General features: G+C 38.7%; 16 protein-coding genes. 8 read left to right on the top strand and 8 right to left on the bottom strand.

The features are described from left to right. Position 1: 1 nt before the first annotated feature. The 6 genes from NK987_RS19470 to NK987_RS19445 all read right to left on the bottom strand — a co-directional run bounded on the left by NK987_RS19470 (position 2) and on the right by NK987_RS19445 (position 7,804). Complete coding sequence (locus tag NK987_RS19470; RefSeq protein WP_259265210.1) at positions 2-1,069, bottom strand: efflux RND transporter periplasmic adaptor subunit; 1,068 nt, start codon at positions 1,067-1,069, stop codon at positions 2-4. 132 nt (positions 1,070-1,201) lie between these two features. Then, positions 1,202-1,570, bottom strand: coding sequence for a hypothetical protein (locus NK987_RS19465; RefSeq protein WP_258424360.1), 369 nt, complete (start codon positions 1,568-1,570; stop codon positions 1,202-1,204). 335 nt (positions 1,571-1,905) lie between these two features. Continuing rightward, positions 1,906-3,144 (bottom strand): hypothetical protein, encoded by a 1,239-nt coding sequence (locus tag NK987_RS19460; RefSeq protein ID WP_258424361.1) that lies wholly within the window; start codon positions 3,142-3,144, stop codon positions 1,906-1,908. A gap of 564 nt (positions 3,145-3,708) precedes the next feature. Continuing rightward, positions 3,709-4,890 carry a 6-bladed beta-propeller gene (locus NK987_RS19455; protein WP_259265209.1) on the bottom strand — a complete coding sequence of 394 codons (1,182 nt, stop codon included), beginning with the start codon at positions 4,888-4,890 and terminating at the stop codon, positions 3,709-3,711. 74 nt (positions 4,891-4,964) lie between these two features. Further along, the gene (locus tag NK987_RS19450) at positions 4,965-6,011 is read right to left on the bottom strand and encodes an NHL repeat-containing protein (protein WP_259265208.1); all 1,047 of its coding nucleotides are present in this window, start codon (positions 6,009-6,011) and stop codon (positions 4,965-4,967) included. A 662-nt stretch (positions 6,012-6,673) separates the two neighbouring features. Beyond that, the gene (locus tag NK987_RS19445) at positions 6,674-7,804 is read right to left on the bottom strand and encodes a 6-bladed beta-propeller (protein ID WP_259265207.1); all 1,131 of its coding nucleotides are present in this window, start codon (positions 7,802-7,804) and stop codon (positions 6,674-6,676) included. A 714-nt stretch (positions 7,805-8,518) separates the two neighbouring features. Between NK987_RS19445 and NK987_RS19440 the strand changes: the two genes are divergently transcribed. After that, positions 8,519-10,204, top strand: coding sequence for a BF3164 family lipoprotein (locus NK987_RS19440; RefSeq protein ID WP_420841190.1), 1,686 nt, complete (start codon positions 8,519-8,521; stop codon positions 10,202-10,204). Between the two features lie 162 nt (positions 10,205-10,366). Here NK987_RS19440 and NK987_RS19435 read toward each other — a convergent pair whose 3' ends face one another. Then, complete coding sequence (locus NK987_RS19435; protein WP_259265205.1) at positions 10,367-10,903, bottom strand: septal ring lytic transglycosylase RlpA family protein; 537 nt, start codon at positions 10,901-10,903, stop codon at positions 10,367-10,369. Between the two features lie 436 nt (positions 10,904-11,339). Here NK987_RS19435 and NK987_RS19430 point away from each other — a divergent pair, with 436 nt between their 5' ends. The 6 genes from NK987_RS19430 (at position 11,340) to dinB (ending at position 20,177) form a co-directional block, all read left to right on the top strand. Further along, on the top strand, positions 11,340-11,588 hold the full coding sequence (locus NK987_RS19430; RefSeq protein ID WP_259265204.1) for a DUF6364 family protein: 249 nt from the start codon (positions 11,340-11,342) through the stop codon (positions 11,586-11,588). Beyond that, positions 11,585-12,007, top strand: coding sequence for a type II toxin-antitoxin system VapC family toxin (locus NK987_RS19425; RefSeq protein ID WP_259265203.1), 423 nt, complete (start codon positions 11,585-11,587; stop codon positions 12,005-12,007). The genes NK987_RS19430 and NK987_RS19425 overlap by 4 nt, the downstream gene beginning before the upstream one ends. Positions 12,008-12,040: 33 nt before the next feature. Continuing rightward, complete coding sequence (locus NK987_RS19420; RefSeq protein WP_259265202.1) at positions 12,041-13,258, top strand: metallophosphoesterase family protein; 1,218 nt, start codon at positions 12,041-12,043, stop codon at positions 13,256-13,258. Between the two features lie 84 nt (positions 13,259-13,342). Continuing rightward, the gene (locus NK987_RS19415) at positions 13,343-16,375 is read left to right on the top strand and encodes an SbcC/MukB-like Walker B domain-containing protein (RefSeq protein ID WP_259265201.1); all 3,033 of its coding nucleotides are present in this window, start codon (positions 13,343-13,345) and stop codon (positions 16,373-16,375) included. A gap of 472 nt (positions 16,376-16,847) precedes the next feature. Beyond that, entirely contained in the window at positions 16,848-18,413 is a 1,566-nt protein-coding gene (locus tag NK987_RS19410) for a calcineurin-like phosphoesterase C-terminal domain-containing protein (RefSeq protein ID WP_259265200.1), read from the top strand. 573 nt (positions 18,414-18,986) lie between these two features. Further along, positions 18,987-20,177 (top strand): DNA polymerase IV, encoded by a 1,191-nt coding sequence (gene dinB / locus NK987_RS19405; protein ID WP_258424378.1) that lies wholly within the window; start codon positions 18,987-18,989, stop codon positions 20,175-20,177. A gap of 229 nt (positions 20,178-20,406) precedes the next feature. Here dinB and NK987_RS19400 read toward each other — a convergent pair whose 3' ends face one another. Next, the gene (locus tag NK987_RS19400; RefSeq protein WP_259265199.1) at positions 20,407-21,207 is read right to left on the bottom strand and encodes a glycoside hydrolase family 16 protein; all 801 of its coding nucleotides are present in this window, start codon (positions 21,205-21,207) and stop codon (positions 20,407-20,409) included. Between the two features lie 83 nt (positions 21,208-21,290). Here NK987_RS19400 and NK987_RS19395 point away from each other — a divergent pair, with 83 nt between their 5' ends. After that, positions 21,291-21,491 carry a CsbD family protein gene (locus NK987_RS19395; RefSeq protein WP_258424380.1) on the top strand — a complete coding sequence of 67 codons (201 nt, stop codon included), beginning with the start codon at positions 21,291-21,293 and terminating at the stop codon, positions 21,489-21,491. Positions 21,492-21,607: the final 116 nt, after the last annotated feature.

Below are 21,607 nucleotides of genomic sequence, written 5' to 3'. Positions count from 1 at the left end.
ATTAGTCTTTGAGGATTTGTACCGGTGCCTGATGTGCAAGCTGCAGGTTATTGGAAGTGATGACGGTCATGCCGGATTCAATGCCGCTGAGGATTTCGACTTCCTGACCGTTGTCCTTGCCGACTTCGACATAGTTCCATTTGGATTCTTCTTTCTCTATGGTGAAGACTACAGGCCTGCCGGAGCGGTAGACCAAAGCCTGCTTGGGTACGACGATGCTGTTGTTTTGTGGGGCGCGGATGATGGCCCGGGCGTTCATCCCGGGAAGCAATCCTTTGCCTCCGTTGATCAGGATATTGACTTGGACGAGTCCGTTTTCATCCACTTTGGGATTGATACTCCTGACCGAACCGCTGATTCCTTCACCGCCGCCGACAGGAAGGATTTCGGCTTTTTGGCCTAGGGAAATAAGGTTGATGTCGGATTCCAGGACTTTCACTTTGAGTTCGAGCGCAGCCGTATTGATGACTTCGAGCATTTCGTCGCCTGACTTGACGAGGCTTCCCCGCTTGGTCTTGAGGTCGGCTACCCTACCCGAAATCGGGGATTTGATCACCGTCTTGTCAAGGTCCATCTGTGCTTCCTTGACGGCGATTTCAGCCGAAAAAAGCCCGCTCTTGGCCTTAAGCTGCTCCTGCACCTGCGTGATTCTGTCAGTGTCACCGCTGTTCATGATGCTTTCGAAGCTCAGGATCTCGGACTTATAATTCACTTCAGCATTTTTAAGTTCTATTTTGGCTTTTTCAAGGTTCAGCAGGCTTTCAGTCTGATCGAGGCGGGTCAGGATTTTTCCTTTTTCGACAAAGTCACCTTCCTTCACGGTAAGTTCTATGAGGTATCCCGGCCGTTCGGCGATGATTTTGACTTGCTCTGCGGCTTCGATTTTGCCGGAGGCATTGATCAGGTAATCAAAAGTTCGCTTCTCAGCTTTGGCAATCCGGACGGGAGTAGCAGCCACTTCACCCCGGAAGGCTTCCAATGGCTGATCCTGACTTTCGGCTTTTTCTTCCTTGCAGGAAATGGAAACAAACAATAAAAAAACAAATAAAAACAGATGGACAAACCGCATATTTTTTGAGATTATTGAACAGGATTACAATAAACTAAGTTATTAAACAAAATCCAAAAGGGTGGATGTTAAAAAGTTTGAAAAAGTGAGTTCGAAATCAATTAGGAGTTATTCCAAAGGAAAATTAATCTTCTAAATTAACTTAGATAAATCAACAACCATTTTCGTTTGCTTATTGCTATATTCTATCAAAAATGGACCATTTGTTTTCATTATTCCCTTCAGCAATGAAACAATATCTTTATCATGAACTAAATAGGAATTGTTCATTTTATTATTTTTTTTGCCCTCATGAAGAAAAATAATTTTCCTAGAAGAAAAAACTGAAGGGAGATTTTTATTAAAATCAAATTGAGGGGAATCAGAAGCGACTACTATAATGACTTCGCCAGAACAATTACAGTTTCTTAGTTCAGTCTCTAAAAATAAATCCAACTCATTTGTGACTTTAGAAAATAGAAGGAGATTCGTCCAAAGAAATAATATCAGTAATTTTTCCATAGTTTAATTTGATTAGATAGGGTTCTTTATAGTTTTTTGTAATATTTGCTACCTCATGTATCACAGAATAATCATTCAAATAAATGAAATTATCGAAATTTTGGATGCTTTTTTGACCACTTTTATTGTCAGTAAAATATAGGATTAATACCTCACTTTTCTTGTCTATTGAATTAATCTGATCGTAACAAAATTTACATGATCTATCAGAAACCAGCACAACAAAATTAAAGTCTAGACATTCTTTGGGAAGCAATATTTGAATTGATGAAAATTCCAAATTTGATTTTCCACAACCCACAATTCCAAAACTTAAAAACACAATTACAAATAGCCTAATCGACAATAATTTCAAGAATTTCATACCCATCTGACTTATTAAAGTTTTTATTAATTAAAATTGATTTATTCTCTAAAAAAATTGGTCCATAGGGAGAAAAGTCATCTGCTAAAGGAATATAAAGTTGATTTGATTTCCCATCGGTATTATTAATTACTTGAAGAAAAGAATGATACAAATAGTTGTTTTCTTCAAAAATATTGGAAGGGATCTTATTTTTTTCAACTACCTCATTATAGAGTAAAGCGATTCGATTAGAATCAACTTTTATGTCAACAATTTGTGGCTTGGAATGCCTTAACAAAAATTCAATTTTTACACTTTCGTTTGGATCACTTCTCTCACCATTGTTCAGCCCAACAGAAAACGGCGTAAAAGACTGATTATAAAACTGAATTGGAATAATTTTCTCAAGGTTGAAGTTCAAATCATAAATAAAAATTTGATCAGAAAATTCATATACAACATAAACTTTATCATTGTAAACATCAAATTTTGGAATGGAACTTGACCAATATCTCTTATTGGTTTTTATGGATTTTTTTATTTCATCGTATTCATTTAACCTTAAATGAAAAGAATGCGACAAATAATTATCTGAGGAATCTAAAACCACTTTAAGGAAAACATAGCTCGAAGAGAAAAAATCTTTAGTGTTTTTCATGAAATCCATGCTTTCCGAAGTCATTAATAGAGTTTTTTTTGAATCATTTTTTAAAATTTTTGCCCTTGAAGCAATGGATGGCAAATAGAAGTTTTCATCTATATATTCGTTTAATTTTAATTTTTTAACAAATTGAAAATTTGAATCAAAAAAGGTAAGCATTGGAATATTACCTTGTTCTACAATAATTATATTATTGTCTAGATCCCAAAGTGGTTCTATAAAAGAACCTTGAAACCCTCCTTTAGAATCGGAAACCAGACTAATTAAGGCTAAATCTTCAAATCCAATATTACTGAAATGCAAATCAAGGTCAGGGTAATTAAAAAGCAATAGAGAATCACTCCTGAATTTCTCGATATTTGAAAATCTAAAATTAACTGAATCGGAATTCAGTTTAAGAGTATCAATAATTGAATAAGCCCCCAAATCAACGGTGATGTCTTTAATTTGAGGTATATTTTCCTGACTTTTTGTTTGGCAAGAATAGCCTATAGAGATGAGAAACAAACTAAGGAAATTAGAATAAATACGGTGTTGAATGATATCAATGCAATTTTTAACAATCATAAATATTTTTTGTGGGCTTTTGCTGTACCTAATTTAGCTTAAGAATTAAAAAAATAAAGTCTGCCCTAAATATAGGGCAGACTTTGATTAAAATTAGGTTTGTGGTTTCGGTCTTACCGGTTTAGTACAATTATCCGAAGGTCCGTCACAGACTGCAATACCTTGAACTGAACTTAAAGTAGCCCATTCCCAATCAGTATTTGCATTAACGTTTTTATTTGAACCTACCAATATTGGTAAGCTTAAAATAAACAGACTTAACAAAACTTTACTAGTCTTTCTCATAATCATTTCATATTAAATTAAAGCTTCCACACACAGATAGGCAGTGCGGTTCTCCTAAAAAAGTATGCTTTACCGGTAGATTTACTTTCTGTGAACTAAATTACCCCCCCCATCTGCATTTCCTAATTCTTCCAGAAAATTAGTCGACTAATTTAAAATTGAAACGGATAAGTTTTCAGATAGAAAATTTTATTATCACCAATAAGGGTGGATGTTAAAAAGTTTGAAAAAGTAAGTTCAAAATTGAATCCTAAAGGAAAAACCTTACTTAAACTCCCTTTACTCTAATTCCTTCAATTTCATTTTCAATATTACAGGAGAATCTGTGTCTCCTTTTTCTTTTTTGAGTTTTTGGATCTGAACCATGTGCTTCTTCAAAATCGGTTCCTCAGCAATTTCCAGCAATTGATACAGTGAAATGGAAAACAAAACTGAGTTGCCCTCCACAGCCATTGGGCCTGCCATCTTTTCCGAAAGACTATTTTCTTTAGTGATATAAGTTTGCTTGGTTGATTTGTCATATACCCCGGTTCTATAATCAACAACCTTTTCGGCTATAGCTCTTTTCTTTTTGTTCCATGTAAAAAAAAGATGGCTTTCCGATTCCTCAAAAAAGCGCGTTAGAAATGAAATTTGTCCGGAAGCCAAAGACTCGAAATACTTAATCACTTGATGTTTTTTATCTGTTGGCCACATTGGTTCATTACTTTCAAACTGGTATTTGGGAAAGGTTTCCGCTCCGTTTATTTCAAAAATCACCGAGTTTGCAGGCTCATGGTACAAAAACCCTCCCTTTTCAGAACCTGAAATATGGCCTGAGATCCATCTAAGCAGCATCGCATCCATTCCCTTAGGGAAAGGGAAAAATTTATTGACACTAGTCCCGGAACTATCTAGCGTCTCAAAATTGTAAAAGTCTTCATTAAAATAGGTAATTGACATTCCAATGTTTCTGTCTTTATCGACACCAATCATTTCGGATTGGCTTTTTAACCTAATTTTTCTTTTGAAGTTTCCTTCCAAATCAAAAAAGGAAAGGGACATTCCTGACATACTTACCACAAGAAGTTCTTTTCCTGATTTACTCAAAGCAAAATCAGAATAATCAAGCAATTCACTAGGTCCCTCTCCCAACTTGCCGATTTTGGCCAATGCCTTTCCTTCAGGTGAAAATTTGAGAAGTGTCCCAAAATCCAGGTCGAGTAGGTAATAATTACCTTCAAAAGTTTGAAGCCTATAAATACTTACCAAAGTCTCCCCATCCGGAACATCCAAAGGAATGATTTCTTCGATTTCAAATAGATTCTCAATTTCGATCTCTGTTTTGACAAAAACAGTATGCATTGCTTTGAAATCAGTTTGATCTACTTCTTCTATCACTTTCGCTTCCTTTTTTCCCTCCTTGCAAGAAACAGTCAATATCATTACCAAAGCAAACAATAACAAAGGGAGTAGACGCATATTTCTTTTGAATATCGAAAACTTTAAGAAATAACTACAGACCAAATCAAAAGTTAATTTGAGGAACTGGCTTACTATTTTGTATCCATCGGAAAAACATAAAGTTTATTGGTAATTAACCCTTGAGCATATATTTTCCTTTCATATTTATCATAATGAAATGACATAAAATTATAATCATCATCCTCTGATCCCGTTACAAACCGATAAATATTCCTTAAATAAATTTCATTATTTTTTAATTGAAGTTCAAGTAAATGCCTTGTTCCTGAACGATCCAGACCTATCCGATCTGTAAATGTTATAAAAATCATTTCACCAATTACTTGTGAGTCTAGAATAAGTTGAGGAATGGATCTTTTATCTTCTTCCTTTTCCAAAGCAGCTAAGTCTACCTTTAACGAATCAAATCCCCTTTTTATAGGTTCATATTCTTTTAAATCAATACTGCTCAAAATTTTTCCTTTTGAATTATAAATCTCAAGAACACCAAACGTAACTGATGTAACTATGTATTCGTTATTTTCATTTACTTGTACAAGTTTGGATTGATTGTTTTTTCTACTGAATGGATCAGGTATTTTTGATCCAAAATCAAATAATTTCTCCCCTTTTTTATTTGTCTTTGTAATTGCATTTCCTGACTCATCAGGAAGTCTAGAAAATAGAAAATTCCCTTCTAAATCGATACTAAACCTCTTCCCTGTTGTGGCAAATGGAATTTTGAATGAATTCAAAAATCTACCTGAATTAGATTGAAAAAAATTCATTCTTCTATTTTGAATATCCTCAATAAAAAGTGTGTCGTTTTGATAAACAACGTTTATAGGTTGTTGTAACTCACCTGGACCGTCACCTTTGTTATTTATCAAATATTGGGGATCAAAATTTTTATCAGTTGCAATTAGAACTCCCTGACTACGATCAACTATGAAAATTTGGTCTTCATTTGAAACTAAGTTAATATTGGCTATATAGTATAAATCTTTAATGGATTCTATTTCTCTTTCTGGTTTTAATAATTTAACCTTTATTTCATTATTTTTTGTTTTGCAAGAATTGAACATCAAAATAAAAAAAAACATAATTATAATTGACTTAACCTTCATACTTGTTTTCATGTTTTTTATAATTATATAGAGATTTTATAGCACTAAAAACTCTGATGATTGCAAGGTTAAAAATTCTTGTAATCATCAGAGTAATTAAATAATTTAAGGTATGTCATCGCAGTACGATGAGGAAACTGATCCATTTGCACCATAACAGGTTACATAACTAGATCCGGCTTCGCACCGGGTTCCAGTACAAGAAATCCGTTCTGCGTTTGCACACATAGTAACAGATTGGCAAGCAAATACCTCATTCAATGTCGTTAATAATAAGGCACAGGATAAAGAAAGAATTAATTTTTTCATAATCATTTCATTTTAAATATACGATTCCACACACAGACAGGCAGTGTGGTTCTCCTAAAAAAGTTTGCTCAACCGGTAGATTTACTTTCTGTGACCTAAATTACCCCCCCCAACTGCATTTCCTAATTCTTCCGGAAAATTAGTCGACTAATTTAAAATTGAAACGGGTAAGTCGTCAATTAGGAAAAACAATTATTCTTAATATTTAAAAATTACCAAAACGCATATCACTCGTGGTTATTGAATAGGATTACAATAAACTAAGTTATTAAACAAATTCAAAAGGGTTGATGTTAAAAAGTTTGAAAAAGTAAGTTCAAAATGAAATCCTAATCCTTTCCAGTCTTTTCCTAAGTGTGAAAGAATTACTTTTCAACCAAAAAAAGCAGAAAGTTATTTTCTGGTGAAGGATTAAACCTCATGATGATATCTTCACTCAAACTCCCCGAATTAGACAAGATTTCAGATGAAACCTCAAAAATGAAATGTTTTTCATTTGAAAAAATTGGAGAATGAAATGGCAATCCAGTGATATAATCGTCTTTGAAATTATCAAACAGAAATGCTTCATTTTTCTTGGTGTCTATCAAAATGTTTTGTCCCGAATTTCCTTTTTGTACTTGGGCTAGAATATCTCCTCTTCGTGTAAAATGTAGATTCCCGTAGAGAAAAGTATATTTTGCTTCCTTAAAATCCCGCATCAAATCCATGGCATCTCCAATTTTAGAAAGATAATCAGGCGGGGTTTTTGAACTGCCAAAATCTAAATAATACACAGGCGAGAAATTAAAATCCTGATCAATGGAATAAATGGTATCATTAAAAGCCCTCGAAAAATAGACTTTCCCATCTTTATTTAAACTAAAAGTAGAGCGATCTTCATAGATATACACATAATCATCTTGCCGGATGGGAAGAAAATTATTCGTTATTTCCTCTTTTTCCGGGCTGTAAACTAGTACATCATGTTTGTATTCAGGCTGTATATAATTCAAAAACACCAACCAACTGCTGTTAAATGGAAATATGGCATTTGCTTGGAAAGGTAATTTCTCAGTTTTCAACACTTCCAGATTTTCGTTTAAATGGAAGTTTGTTTTTCTCGGTACGTCATGAACAACCAAGTTTCCCTCAACCATGAACATTTCGGTAATACCGTCAAATTGAAATTTGCTGTCAACTTTCAAATCCAGCTTTTTGATTAATTTTCCTGTAGCGTCAAATGAGCATAGACATCCACATTGATCAATATCCAGTGCAAAATATTTATTATCTGAATAAACCAATTTGTTGATTTGTCCCATCAAACAGTCATTGTCAAGCTGAATGATGTCAATATTTTTTCCTATTTCTGAAAACAGCATTTCTTTGCTTTCCTTGATATCCTCTATCACAATGAGCGGAGTGGATTGAAATTGTTGCGTTTCGGTTTTTGGGCTACAATTGGAAAAAAGGTTTGAAAAGATAAAAATTAAAAGGAAGTGATACTTTTTCATAATTTCAGAAGTTTTAAAATTAAAAAGGGCATTCTGACTAGTTGTCCATAGAAATGCAAATAAACAATTTTCACCATACAGAACTAACATTTTTCGCATTAAGTTAGATCCTCTAAGTCCATTTTATAAAAGACATTTGATTTTGACAAGCACAAGTGATAATCCAATCTTAATCAAGTTTCATTTGAAGTAACCGGCAACATTTACTTCAATGTCTTTGTCCATTGGGTTACCAAAAAAGGTTTTAACTTCCTCGTTTGTGTCTAATGAAATGGTTTATTAGTAAAATTTTACAGTTAACCTTTTCATGAAAAACTGAATGTTTTTATAAAATCTGAAATCATCATAGTTTGAGGGGAAATTTAAATTATTAACTTAGGCAAAGAAAAGGTGGCTTAAATATGAGAAAACTGATATTCCTTATTTTTATGATTTCGATTTATGGATGTGATTCCAATAAATCCACTTGACAATTTCTGGATGTTCTACTTTTCGCAGTATTGAATTTTGGCACTCAATCTGAAGAGGAGCCATACGGAAAAGAATTCGCTTTAGAGAAGAGAATTGCTAAATGAAAATAGTTGGTATTTTGGTCACGCTCTTGTTGAAACGAATTATAATGGAAAATGCATAACGAGTCTTCATACATTTAATATTACTACACAAACTTCATTTTATATAAAATTTAGTTTCACATTGTAAAAAACTTTACATATGATTTTATTCCAGAGAAATTTTTATAAAGGACGATCATTACTTTTTCCTGTTCTTGCCATGTATTTTTTTTCCTGTCAATCCGGCGAGTCATCAAAGAAGTTGATCAGGGAAATTCCTGATTCAGGAAATCTAATTTCGAAGGAAATAACATTGGCTGACGGTGCCCTGTTACCTTCCAAAATCATGTTGTTTGAAGACAAGGCTGTTATTTTTGACAATAAGAAAGAAGACTTGTTTAAAGTATATCGTTTACCTGATTTCTCCTTCCTGTACAGTTTTGGTAAAATAGGGGAAGGTCCAGATGAATTTCGTTTTGTGGATGCAAATTCCTTGCAGACCCAAGAGGATAACTTGATAGTGGTCTCTGGTATAAATATAACTAAAGTTAAATTGGGGGAGGAGAGTGCAGTAATGGGCGAAACTTTTGACCTAATCTCCACCAATTCCTCACCTGTCAATAGACTGCTTCTAATCAATGACTCCATTTATGTATCAGATATCTTCGACGCTATGCCTGGGGCACCTGAACACCAAATGACTCGGCTGGGATTGAATAAAGAAGTAACCAAATTTGGGAAATACCATCAAGAAATACCCTCAGACAAACAACTGACTGAAGGTAGCTTATACAGAGAATATCTTAAAACGATGGTAGTCAATCCCAAAGACGGGAGGATGGCGGCATTTTACTCCCACCAAAATCTAATCAAATATTACAGTACAAAAGGTGATCTGTTGAAAGAAATAGAAGTAGAAAGCGATTTAGAAAATGGTTCTGGGGAAGAAACAAAAACATACAGGGTAGAACCTTTTGCTACCGAAGAGTATATATACGTGATGTACATAGGTAAGACCAAAAAAGAAGTGGAAGAGCAATTTGAGACCTTTCAACCCAATCTTGAAATGTGGGATTGGGAAGGCAATTTATTGCATCACTTCTCCCTAGACCAACCCCTTACAACCATTGCTTTTTCACAAAAATTCCAAAAATTATATGGTCTTTCTTTTTTCAAAGAAGATGTTCTTTTCGAGTATGATTTAAAAGAAGTTGCAAATTCTGGTAAAGTTTTAGGGAAAAAAGGGAAGGGCATTTCCAGTGGCAGTGACACAAAGAATCAAGGTCAGGCCTTCAATGCTAATGAAAAAATTATTGCAGAAAATGATTTTTTCTCGATTGAGTTGCCGGCAGGATGGAACCACCCTTCTAGAGTAACTGAGGAAGAAAAAAATATATTGATGACCAAAGATGGCATCTATCGCACTGGTGGTTTGTATGTAAATCATAAGCCAGAGGACAAATCCTTTTGCGGTGCAACGATGCAGGTAAGAATCGATTATCCAATCGAGGAGTCATTTGATGTTGATGCATATATCAAATCTCAGGTAGATAGATTTAAGTCATACACTAACATAAATGGACTAAGCATAAATGAAATAGAAATGGTTAAAGGTCAGAAAGGATTCAGAATAAAATATTCGGACGTTGCAATAGATCCAAAAGGAAAAGAACACATTGGATTCACTGAGATTGATATATTTGAAAAAGAAGGTAGGATTGTGGAAACCAGCTTTACTGGCTGTGAATTATTTGAGAAGTATAATGAGGAAGCTAAATTAGTTTTTGCCACTATTGTCTTGAAAGACGGCTTTCCAAATCAAGGAGCCAAAAAAGTAGGAAAATGATAACCGTGATCGCTTTTAAAGAAGAAGACTTTTATGATTTTTGATTAGAAAAGAAATAAACACAAAGAATAATCCATAGAGGACAATCCAATTTTAATCAAGTTTTATTGGGAGTGAACGCTGAGTAAGAAAAAGACTTTGCTCTTGATTTCACCCAAAAAATCAAATCGAAACTTCCACCTTCTCAGCAAGATCGATCTCAAATCCTATCATACACAGGTCCATTTTATCAAATAGGATCGGTTCTTCATAGATCCTCAGCCTGATATCTTCGGGCTTATTGTCCTGATAATGACTCATCAAAAAGATTATTGTTCCTTGATCCGGAACTTCAATTTTTACTTTTGCAAGACCATCATTGATCATGCCTATTTCTGTGGCAGCAGCGCGGGATAAGTCGATGATTCTTTTGGAATTTTGTGGAAGGCGGTCATTGACACGAACCCACACCACTTTGTCATTTTTTAGGTTGGTTACCTTCAGCATGGTTCCGAAAGGAAGGTTTTTGTGGGCAGCAGTCATTCGCTCCATGTCAAAAATCTCACCATTTGCAGTCTTTCTTAAGTGGAATTTGCGGCCGTAATAACTTGCGACGCCTTCCTGAATCTTCAGCGAATCGCCTACGTCAGCCTTAGGCCCCCCCGCCAAAAGAGGCATCGGACCCATCAGCATCAGCAAAACGAATAGGATGTTTTTCATTTTCATTAGCTCGCATTTTACAATTAATGTGCCAATTGTCGTTTCGTTGTATCTAAAGGACACGGTAGATCCAAAACCGACACAAAACAGCAACCCAAAATAGGGAATAATTGGCATAAAAAATAAATGGGCTAAAATTAACTCTATTGATATTCTTAGTGCCTCAGCAAATCGGTTATTTATTTTACAGCTACTTTTTTTCTTGACAAAAAAAGTAGCCAAAAAAGTCAAGACGGCAGAATCCTATCCGCGCACAAGGCCTGGGCCGGCCCGGTCCGCCGTCATTCCTCCCCACGTCGAATGTATGGAGATCAGTTTTTAAAAAGAAAATTTTGTGGTGTGTTTTGTACGTACAACAATGCTGAAACACATTAATTCCTAAAAGAAACCTGAATGATTTTAAAATTTTACGTATATTTAAAAAAACCTTACGTACATGGCCAAAAAACTCACACTCAATGTAGACGAAAACATCATCGAAAAGGCAAAGGTCTATGCCTTAGAGACGGGGAGAAGTCTGTCTGGTTTGGTGGAAAATTACCTGAAAAATCTTGTAGAAGAGCATCATCCTGAGAATACCCAAAAGGAAAAAATAACAAAGCTCGCAGGTAAAATCCAGATCCCAGGCGATTTTGTTGAAGAAAAAATCCTTAGAGAATACTTTGAAGAAAAACATCTCAAATGAAAATATTTTTAGACACCAATATCCTTGTTGATTTTTTGACAGACAGAGGCGCATTTACAAAGCATGCCACAGAAATTTTCTTGTTGGGGACAGGTAATGTTTTGCTATACAGTTCCACCCATGCATTTGCTACCACCTACTATATTCTCAAAAAATATTCAGATGAAAAGGAGCTGAGGGCAAAACTCTTGGAATTGACAGAGTTGGTAGATGTGCTTGATGTCACAAAGGCACAGTTAAAAAAAGCGCTTATATCTGATTTCAATGATTTTGAGGATGCGCTTCAAATTTTTAATGCTGAGTCCACAGGTGGGATGGATTATATTGTCACCCGAAATCTCAGGGACTTCAGAAAATCCCCTATTCCCGCCATTGCTCCGGACGAAATGGTGGAAATGATCAAGAGACTAAAAAAATAAGCCCGATTAAAAAAGTCTTCTTATTTTTAAACTATGAAAATACTCCATACAGCGGATTGGCATTTGGGAAAAAGACTTCAGGAATTTTCCAGGTTGGAGGAGCAAAAGCTCGTCTTGGAAGAAATCATCCAGATCGCCGATCGTGAAGAAGTGGATTTGGTCCTGCTTGCAGGAGATATTTTTGACACGTTCAATCCCAACCATGAGGCTGTTGAGCTCCTGTACAAAACCCTCAAAAAACTCTCCAAAGACGGCAAAAGACCTGTTATCGCCATTTCCGGCAACCATGACAGTACGCAGTTTGTCGAAGCCCCTGATCCATTGGCGAGAGAAATGGGCATCTTTTTCTACAGCAGGTATGACAGCGTTATCCCTCCGGGAAAATTGGATAACGGCATCGAAGTTACCATCAGCGAACCGGGATTTGTAGAAATCTGCCTCCCAAAATACAGTTTCCCAATAAGGATAATCCTTGCACCTTATGCCAATGAAGTCCTTCTCAAAACCTACTTAGGAGAAGGTGACAGAGAAGCGGAGTTTAGGGAAGTTTTGGCCAATAAATGGGGAAAAATTGCAGACACTTACTGCGATGACAAAGGAGTGAATCTCTTTATGGGACATTTCTTTTTTATGAAAGAAGGTGGTCCTGTCGAACCGGAACCGGAATCAGAGCGGCCCATCCTCCATGTCGGTGGCACGCAGGCGCTTTTTACCCACAATATCCCAAACCAGATCCAATATGCCGCTTTGGGCCATCTGCACCGCTACCATGCCGTGGGCAAAAATCCCTTTCCGGTGGTGTATTCAAGTTCTCCCCTCGCCTACTCTTTCAGCGAAGCCGACCAACAAAAACAGGTCATTATCATTGAAGCTGAACCGGGAAAAGCCGTCGATTTCCGGGCCGTGGGTTTGGAAAAAGGAAGGCCGCTGTATAGAAAAACCTTTGATGATCTTTCTGCAACGCTGCTATGGTTAGAGCAAAACCCCTATTGCTTTGTCGAAATCACATTTGTCACGGAGCATTCCATTGATGCCGCTACGCGAAAAGCTATCATGAAAGCCCACGACGGGATTGTCAGCCTGATTCCCCAAATCAAAAATCCCCAAGGTCAGGAAAGTCTCAGCCTGAAAGTCGAAGACCTCGGAAAGGACATGGTCACGCTTTTCAACATGTATTACAAAAGTGAAAAAGGTCAGGAACCCAATACGGAACTGATCGGGATTTTTAAAGAAGTCATCAGCCAAGAATAGTCCAACCCTCCAAGGGTTTTAAACCTTAAATCCTCCAAGGGTTCAGAACCCTTGGAGGATTCTCAACACAAACCAAAACAACCCATGATCCCGGTAAAACTCGAAATAGAAGGCCTTTATTCCTACAAAGAAAAACAGACAGTAGAGTTTGAACAGCTCACCGGAGCGGGTCTTTTTGGGATCTTTGGCGCAGTGGGAAGCGGCAAATCCTCCATTTTGGAAGCCATCCTTTTGGCGCTGTATGGCAGTACCGAGCGGCTTTCCGACCGGGGAGAAAAGAACAGCATGCTCAACCTACAGAGCGAATCGCTACTGATCAATTTTGAGTTTCGATCAGGGAAAAACAATTCCAAAAACTACCTCGCCCGCTATGCTGCCAAAAGAAATCCCAAAAACTTTGAAGAGGTCCGGCCGGCCGAGCATACTTTTTATGAGAAAGACGGTGAAAACCTGATTCCGATTACCCAAGGCGGGGAAGAAATCGTCGGGATGAAAAAAGAGCATTTCAAGCAGACTGTCATCATTCCGCAGGGAAAATTCAGGGAATTTATCGACCTGACTCCCGGACCGAGGGCGGAGATGATGAAGGAGCTTTTTGGTTTGGAAAGATTTGACCTTTCCCAAAAAACCGGAAGCCTGCTCAAAGTCGTCAGAGAAGAGAAAATCCGGTTGGAAACCCAACTTTTGGCTTTGGTAGAATATTCTCCCGAGGCATTGAAGGACAAAGAAAATCTGCGTTCTGAAAAAACCATTTTCCTCGAAAAGGAAGAAAAAACCTTCCAAACCTTAGAAGCCGAATCTAAAAAACGGGAAGCACTCCAAGCTAAAAACCTGCAATTGATAGAACGACAAAAGGAATGGAATAATCTGGAAATCCAAAGACCTGAAATAGAGACCAAAAAAGCCATTTGGAAGGATTTTCTCAAAGCCAAAACTTACCTGAAGCCTGTTTGGGACCAAATTCAAGAAGCCAAAATCGAATTGGAAAAATACCGGGTCAGTGTCAAAAACTGCACTGATTTCAAAATAACATATGAAACGGAAGTTGCTGAACTGGTAAAACAAGAAGCAGAACTCAAAATAAAAGCGGACGACCGTCCAAATAGAGAAGCAAAAATCCGTGACCTCAAAAAGGTGATCGAAATCCAAGGACTATTGGCAGGATTAAGGGAAGCTGAAAAACAGGTTGAAACACTCAGCCCACATATCGAAACCTTGAAAAATTCTCAAAAGGATCTCGAAAATGCGATCAAAGAAAAAGAATCCAAAATCGAAGGCATAAAACTTCCGGATACAGACGAAATCTCAAACCTGAAAAGCGCAGCAAAAGATTGGTCCAACCTGGAAATCCAATTGGCTAAATTGACAGAAGACTTCCATTCGCTGAGGCAGACCTCAACAAGTTTGGATACAGCCATTTTAGAGATCAAAAAACAGATTCCATCAGGGTTTGACAGCTTTGGAAGTTGGATTGAAAACCAAAAAAATCAAATCCAAAACCTTGAAACCGATAAAGAGAAACTACTCAGCAAAAGAGGTCTTGCTGCCCATGTCCATCTTTTGCAGGACGGGGAAGCGTGTCCGCTTTGCGGTGCAATTGAGCACCCTGACCCGATCACAGCAAGTCAGGAAGAAAGTGAATGGAATGGGATTTCCAGTCAAATAGAGGAGGCAAAAGTTCTTTTGGAAAAAACCTCCAAGTTATCCCAACAGCTCTCCGAGCAACAAATCCGCCAGGAAAATCATCTTCAAAACCTGGCCGCAAAAGAAAAAGAACTTGCCGACTCCAAGCAACAATTGACATCCCTGATGGACAGTCTGAAGTCAAAAAACATCCTTTCTAAAGATAGCCTGTCCAAGTTGATCGGAGATACCGATTTGGCTTTGAAGCACAAAGACCAACTCGCACAGGAAGTCAAAGATTTGAGAAAAAGCCAAGAGGAAGGGAAACTCCTTTTGGAAAAAGAAGAACAGCAACTCCGGACCGCCGAACAAAAGCAGGTGGCCTTGCACAGTACCGTTGCCGCCAAAAAAGACGAAATCAAAGACCCGGTATTCACCAAACCGTTTTTTGAAAAATCCACTGATTTCATCGAAAACACCATTTCTAATGTACAGAAGGACATCGAAAAAACCATCCAAGACCTGGACGGCAAGCGGAAAGTCCTTCAGGAAACCCGGGCGAAGCAATCCACCAACCTGGCAAATCTCAAGAATTTTGAAGATTTGGTAGAGAAGACCATTGTCAAGATCAGCGAATTGGAAAGCCAATATGAAGCCCTGAAAAACACACATGGATTTGAAAGTGAGTCCGATCTTCAGGCCTTGTATCACCATTCCTTGGATGCCGACAAAACCGATGCGGAGATCCGCCAATATGAGGACCGAAGATTGCTAGTCCAAAATAATCTGGACAAACTTAAAGCGGAAGACGGTGTCTTGGACTTCAGCCAAGAAGCGTTTGAGCGCCTTTTGGGGGCTTTGCAGGAGAAAAAATCAGGCTTGGAAGGATTCAGAAAAGAACTCACATTATTGATTCAGGACATCGAAGACAGCAAAACCAAGCTGAACAAAAAACAAGAATTGGCTAAAGAATTCAGCATTTTGGAAAACAGGGAATCCAACCTGCGGGAACTGGACAACCTGTTTCGGGGCAGCGGATTTGTCAAGTATGTGAGCACAATTTACCTCAAAGAACTCTGCAATACTGCCAACCTCCGGTTTATGAAGCTTACCAAAAACAGCCTCAGCTTGGAGATCGACGACAACAACACATTTTGGGTGGTCGATTACCTCAACGGAGGCAAGAAGCGATTACTCAAGACCCTTTCCGGAGGGCAGACTTTTCAGGCTTCATTATGTCTTGCTTTGGCTTTGGCAGAAAAAGTCAAATCACTCAATCAAGCCGATCAGAGTTTCTTTTTCTTGGATGAAGGTTTTGGGGCTTTGGATAGAAATGCCCTGCGTGTGGTCTTCGAAACCCTCAAGTCACTCCGTCACGAAAACCGGATCGTCGGCATCATTTCCCATGTGGAAGAACTCCAGCAGGAAATCGGGGTCTATGCCAAAATTGAACTCGATCCCGAAAAAGGAAGTCAGGTGGGGTATTCTTTTTAAGACGGGAGATTTGAGACGTGAGACGTGAGACAAGATTCCCCGTGGGTTTCAGTCTTTTCTGACCTATTGGTTCAAGTTTTCCATTGGTTCAAGTCTCCTGACTTAGACCGCTGAACGCCGATGGTTCAAGTCTCCAGACTGCTAAGGCTGATGTTTGTACTTACTTAAATTCTTTATTCAGCCGATGTTTGTGTCTTTACAAAGATCTTAAAAAGACATTTTACTCAATTCATTGAGTATTTTTACTCAGTACCTTGAGTAAATTCAAAATTTCATCATATTTTATTTATTATCAACACATTACAAAAATATAATAAGAAAAAATTCAGCTTATTCATGAAAGAATATGAGACTAAAAGGACAAAAAAATCCTTCCTTTACCATTCATAATAAAACCATAACCTCCAAATAATATACTCCTCGCATGATTGGCTTAATTTCATAACTTCATAAATAAACATCCAATCCACCCATGAAAAAATACATACTACTCATCGGACTCTCTTTGTTGAGTTTGTCTGGATATGGCCAAAATACAGTCACCGGCTATGTGTATGAGGATCTCAATGCAAACGGAAAAAAAGAAAGACGTGAAAAAGGACTCCCAAATGTATCTGTATCCAATGGGATAGAAGTAGTCAAAACAGATGACAAGGGTCAATATGTACTTCCGATCAAGGAAGATCAGACCATATTTGTGATCAAGCCATCGGATTACGCCCTGCCAAAAAACGAAAACAACCTTCCCAAGTTCTTTTACAGCCATAAGCCAAAAGGTTCTCCCACCAACCTGAAATATGCAGGCCTCAGTCCGACAGGAGTATTGCCCAAATCGGTGGATTTTGGACTTTTGCCCTCCACGTCCGAAAGCAAATTTACTGCTTTGGTATTCGGTGACCCACAGCCGTACAATATGACGGAGTTGGGATATTTTGAAAAAGGAGTGGTCAATGAAGTCGCTGGCATTCAGGGAATCCGCTTTGGGATATCGGTGGGCGACATCGCAGGAGATGACCTGTCCTTGTACCCAGCCTATGCAAAAACCATCGGAAAGGTAGGCGTGCCTTGGTTTTCAGTTATGGGAAATCACGACATGAACCTTGACGCACCGACAGACGAGCTGACAGATGAGACTTTTGAGTCCGTTTTTGGCCCATCCACCTATGCATTTAATGAAGGTGATGTCCACTTTGTGGTGTTGGAAAACATCCTCTATCCAGATCCAAGAGACGGACAGGGATATTGGGGAGGATTGAGAGCCGATCAGTTACAGTTTGTCGAAAACAACCTCAAATTAGTCCCAAAAGACAAATTGGTCGTGGTATTTATGCATATCCCGTTGTTTGAAGAGGGAGAAAGCTACAGGGACGAAGACAGAGAAAAACTGCTGGAACTGCTCTCGGATTTCCCAAATACCGTGTCGCTCTCCGCACATACGCACTATCAGAAGCAGACTTTTTTCGGAAAAGCGGAAGGGTATAACCAAAGCAAAGCCCATCACCATTATAACATCGGCACTCCTTCGGGAGATTGGTACAGCGGAAGGATGAGAGAAAGCGGCGTGCCCGAATCCACCATGCGTGACGGTTCGCCAAACGGTTATGTATTCATGGATTTTGAAGGCAACCAATACAAAGCGAGGTACAAAGCAGCCGGGAAACCCGACACCTATCAGATGGAAATCTTTGCTCCAAAAGTATTGGAGAAAGGAAAAAGAACCTCCGCGGGTATTATTGTCAACTTCTTTATGGGCACTGCCAATGATGAAATCCGCTACAGGATCGACAATGGAGAATGGAGAAAAATGACCAACCTCACAGATTACGACCCTTCTTATTTACTCAAAATCTTCGAATGGGACACCACCGAAACACTCCTTGACGGAAGAAGGCCTTCAAATGCGTCGCGGACTGACCACCTGTGGAGAGCCGGCATTCCTGTCAATCTTGAAGTCGGCGTCCATACCATCGAGGTCGAGGCCACGGACATGTTTGGCCAAAAACATACAGGAATCAAAACGTTTAGGATTGAGCAGTAATTGATCTCTAATCCATAAATCAATCTGATATTAATTGAAATTGGATATTGATGGATATTATGAGGTGAATTCTAAGTTTGATACTGGAATACATTGTCAATAATGATCTCAGATAGCTGAAAATCACCAAAAACACCCCAATCCTATTTGGGGTGTTTTTTTATTCCTTGCTTCCAATGACGTGTTTGCGCCCGTCACACTGAACGTAGTGAAATGTCTCGATTAAGAGAGATTCTTCACCTTCGCAGGCTACGGTTACCAATTACGAATTCGTCGGAGCCGTCACTCTGAGTGTAGCGAAGAGTCTCTTTTTTTGAGATCCTTCATCCTCGTACCTCGGATTCAGGATGACGGGAATTCCATCGCCATTACCCTTTCTTAACATTTCAAAATTGTTAAAAACTTAGAATGACAGAGTTCAACCCTTATTCGTTTTCTAAAAGTCATAAGAAAGCTACAGGCAATTGTCACAGTATTTTTGGATTTCCGGTAAACCTTCATTTTTCTTACTTTTCGGTATTGAAAAATATGTCTAAATTATAAACATTAAAATGTTTATTAAATTGACATATTATGGAAAGGAAGAGGAGCATTGTCCACATGGATCTGGATTCGTTTTTTGTATCGGTGGAGCGGCTGTATGACAGCAGGCTGAATGGAAAACCCATTCTCATCGGCGGATCGGGAGACCGGGGAGTCGTGGCTTCCTGCAGCTATGAGGCGAGGAAGTTTGGTGTGCACTCCGCCATGCCCATGCGCACGGCGCGGCAGCTTTGTCCGGAGGCACTGATCATCCGGGGGGATTTTGAGAAGTACAGCCAAAAGTCCCACGAGATCACCGAGATCATCCGGGAGGATGTGCCGTTGTTTGAAAAGTCCTCCATCGATGAATTTTATATCGACTATACCGGTATGGACAGGTTTTTTGGTTGCTTCAAGATGGCGCATGAACTCCGCAAAAGGATCATCAAAGAAAGCGGTCTGCCGATTTCTTTGGGGCTTTCGGAAAACAAAACTGTCTCCAAAGTAGCCACCGGAGAAGCCAAACCCAACAACGAAAAGGAAATCCCCTATGGGATGGAAAAACCCTTTCTCGCTCCCCTATCCGTCCGCAAGATTCCCATGATCGGAGAAAAAACTTCGCACACCTTATACAATATGGGCGTCAAAAAGGTACAGACGCTGCAGGTCATGCCCGCCGAACTGCTGGAAGCTACTTTTGGGAAAAACGGCACCATGATCTGGGAAAAAGCCAACGGCATAGACCGCTCCCTTGTGACACCCTATTCCGAAGCAAAATCCATTTCGACCGAAAACACCTTCGAGCAGGACACTATCGATGTCAAGATGCTCGAAGCAAACCTCATCGCCATGACGGAGCAGATCTCCACCAAACTGCGCCAAAAGCAACAGCTTACAGCCTGCGTGAGTGTGAAGATCCGTTATTCGGATTTTGATACACATACCGTGCAGCAGCGCGTGCCTTACACTTCTGCGGACCATACGCTGATCCCGATCGTGAAGGAATTGTTCAAAAAACTGTACAACCGCCGTATGCTGATCCGTCTGATCGGGGTGCGCTTCAGCCACCTTGTCCATGGCAATTACCAGATCAACCTCTTCGAAGATACGCAGGAGCAGATCCGGCTTTACCAGGCCCTCGACCGGCTCAATACCAGATATGGCGACAAAACCGTCTGCCGCGCCATCGGCATGTCAGTCGGCAGGCGACGGTTCAATCCTTTTAATGGAGTGGCGATGTGAGTATTGGTTCTACTTCTGGGTAATTGAATGTTATCTTAAAAAGTAATTTCTTATGGATGAGGAATGCTTTGAAACTTTGATTCCTTGTGAAGCTTTTCCAACCTAACCGAAAATAAACATGTAATTCTTCGATCGTAACCGAAAAATTACATGTTTAAAAGTGGATAGGGCCAAATTGGATGAATTGACCCTGCTCAATTCCATTGAAAAGTCAGGCTTTCAATTTTCCTTATTTAACTTCCTCCGGCTTTTCTTTATAAACTCTCACATAATCCACTTCCATCCTTTGGGGCCAAATATCAGCAGCAACACCTTTGCTGCCTCCCCAATCTCCGCCAACTGCAATGTTCATGATCAAGTGAAACGGCATATCAAATGGCCATTCTGCGGTATTTTTTTCAGTATTTACAAAAGTATGGTACAGTTCCCCGTCGATATAAAAATCAATTTTCTTTTCCTGCCAATCGATGGCATAAATATGGAATTCCTCTGAACAGGTAGGAACTGATTTGGTAGCTCCCTTTTGCGTCCCGATCCTGTGATTGAAAGCCTCAGTATGAACCGTCCCGTGAACAGTTCCTTGGTCATAGCCTACATGCTCCATGATGTCGATTTCGCCGCTTTTGGGCCATCCCCCGTATTTGTTTTCTTCGGGAAGCATCCATATCGCCGGCCAAGTCCCCAAGCCAGAGGGCAATTTGGCTTTAATCTCAATATATCCGTATTGCCACGAAGCATTACCTTTGGTAACTAATCGTGCCGAAGTGTAAGCCTTAGCATAACTGCTGTCCTGATGTGCTTCAATGATCAGGTTCCCATTTTCAACCCTTGCATTGGCAAGGGTTTCTTTGGTGTAATATTGCAATTCATTGTTGCCCCAACCGTGATCACCGACATCATAAGTCCATTTGGTTGAGTCCGGAAGGCCATTTGTTTCAAATTCATCTGACCAGACTAGATTCTGATCCTTTTCATTACATCCAAAAGCCATCAAAAGAAAGAAATAAATTGGTTTTACAATATTTTTCATAATAAATATCTAATATTTTTACTTTGGAATGGTATTTGTTTCATTTAAAATGTATTTTATTTTAAACTTAAACCAAAGCTATTATGTCACTTGACTTAAAGATCAAAGGAAACTGGAACGAACTGAAAGGTAAATTAAAAGAAAAATACGGGGAACTCACAGATGATGACCTTGTTTATGCAGAAGGTCAAGAAGACCAGTTGCTCGGTAGGCTCCAAAAGAAAACAGGCGCAGCAAAAGAGGAACTCAGCAAATTCCTATTTGGAAAAGAAAACCAAAACTAAAATAAGTAAAAGAGCGGCCTCTGCCGCTCTTTTTTTTGCTGTCTATTTTAATTTCCATCCCGGAAGAATGATATTTCATTTTTTATAAATTTGTCAGATATATAAACCCAAATACA

It is taken from the genome of Aquiflexum gelatinilyticum, assembly GCF_024813435.1.
GTDB classification, from domain to species: Bacteria; Bacteroidota; Bacteroidia; order Cytophagales; family Cyclobacteriaceae; genus Cognataquiflexum; species Cognataquiflexum gelatinilyticum.
The sequence above is the reverse complement of the archived record's forward strand: the minus strand, read 5'-3'. Positions and strand labels throughout refer to the sequence as shown.

What these genes read in the sequence shown, in the direction of transcription:
- NK987_RS19410 (WP_259265200.1), top strand. Translation starts at nt 16,848, where the DNA reads ATGAAAAAATACATACTACTCATCGGACTCTCTTTGTTGAGTTTGTCT.
- NK987_RS19395 (WP_258424380.1), top strand. Translation starts at nt 21,291, where the DNA reads ATGTCACTTGACTTAAAGATCAAAGGAAACTGGAACGAACTGAAAGGT.
- NK987_RS19460 (WP_258424361.1), bottom strand. Translation starts at nt 3,144, where the DNA reads ATGATTGTTAAAAATTGCATTGATATCATTCAACACCGTATTTATTCT.
- NK987_RS19415 (WP_259265201.1), top strand. Translation starts at nt 13,343, where the DNA reads ATGATCCCGGTAAAACTCGAAATAGAAGGCCTTTATTCCTACAAAGAA.
- NK987_RS19465 (WP_258424360.1), bottom strand. Translation starts at nt 1,570, where the DNA reads ATGGAAAAATTACTGATATTATTTCTTTGGACGAATCTCCTTCTATTT.
- dinB (WP_258424378.1), top strand. Translation starts at nt 18,987, where the DNA reads ATGGAAAGGAAGAGGAGCATTGTCCACATGGATCTGGATTCGTTTTTT.
- NK987_RS19440 (WP_420841190.1), top strand. Translation starts at nt 8,519, where the DNA reads ATGATTTTATTCCAGAGAAATTTTTATAAAGGACGATCATTACTTTTT.
- NK987_RS19445 (WP_259265207.1), bottom strand. Translation starts at nt 7,804, where the DNA reads ATGAAAAAGTATCACTTCCTTTTAATTTTTATCTTTTCAAACCTTTTT.
- NK987_RS19470 (WP_259265210.1), bottom strand. Translation starts at nt 1,069, where the DNA reads ATGCGGTTTGTCCATCTGTTTTTATTTGTTTTTTTATTGTTTGTTTCC.
- NK987_RS19430 (WP_259265204.1), top strand. Translation starts at nt 11,340, where the DNA reads ATGGCCAAAAAACTCACACTCAATGTAGACGAAAACATCATCGAAAAG.
- NK987_RS19420 (WP_259265202.1), top strand. Translation starts at nt 12,041, where the DNA reads ATGAAAATACTCCATACAGCGGATTGGCATTTGGGAAAAAGACTTCAG.
- NK987_RS19455 (WP_259265209.1), bottom strand. Translation starts at nt 4,890, where the DNA reads ATGCGTCTACTCCCTTTGTTATTGTTTGCTTTGGTAATGATATTGACT.
- NK987_RS19450 (WP_259265208.1), bottom strand. Translation starts at nt 6,011, where the DNA reads ATGAAAACAAGTATGAAGGTTAAGTCAATTATAATTATGTTTTTTTTT.
- NK987_RS19425 (WP_259265203.1), top strand. Translation starts at nt 11,585, where the DNA reads ATGAAAATATTTTTAGACACCAATATCCTTGTTGATTTTTTGACAGAC.
- NK987_RS19435 (WP_259265205.1), bottom strand. Translation starts at nt 10,903, where the DNA reads ATGAAAAACATCCTATTCGTTTTGCTGATGCTGATGGGTCCGATGCCT.
- NK987_RS19400 (WP_259265199.1), bottom strand. Translation starts at nt 21,207, where the DNA reads ATGAAAAATATTGTAAAACCAATTTATTTCTTTCTTTTGATGGCTTTT.